Below are 562 nucleotides of genomic sequence, written 5' to 3'. Positions count from 1 at the left end.
GGCTACAACTACCAGTTCACGCCGGGCGCCGGCTTCGTGGTCGGCATCGAGGCCGACGCGCAGTACGTCGACTTCGGCCGTGACCGCAACCGCTTCGTCTCGACCGGCCCGATCGCCGCCCAGCGCCTGTTCAACCCGAACGGCATCTCCGGTCTGGACTTCTTCGGCACCGTGCGCGGCCGCCTCGGCTACGCCTGGGACCGCACGCTGGTGTACGCCACCGGCGGCTTCGCCTACGGCGCGGGCGGCGGCAACGACTTCGGCCTGCCCAACAACGACGACTTCCAGACCGGCTGGACGGTCGGCGGCGGCGTCGAGTACGCCCTGCCCACCGACTCGTTCCTGAACTTCTTCCGGTCGAACGCCGTGACGATCAAGGTCGAGGGCCTGTACGTCAACCTCGACCGCGGCAACGGCCTGAACGGCGCGTTCGCGGTCAACAACGCCGGCGGCATCATCACGACGGCGTCGCCGGGCGTGGTGGTGGTCTCGGGCGGCAACCTGCGCCGCGACACCGAGTTCGCCGTCGTCCGCGCCGGCCTGAACTACAAGTTCGGCACCT

At 69.6% G+C, this 562-nt stretch carries 1 protein-coding gene; it reads left to right on the top strand.

Annotated elements, in window-relative coordinates:
* The coding region (locus ACKUB9_RS34405; protein ID WP_407531201.1) for an outer membrane protein at positions 1 to 562 on the top strand (562 nt) is incomplete at both ends.

The sequence above is a fragment of the Methylobacterium oryzisoli genome (assembly GCF_046557895.1).
GTDB lineage: Bacteria > Pseudomonadota > Alphaproteobacteria > Rhizobiales > Beijerinckiaceae > Methylobacterium > Methylobacterium oryzisoli.
This window is presented reverse-complemented; position numbering and strand designations above follow the sequence as displayed.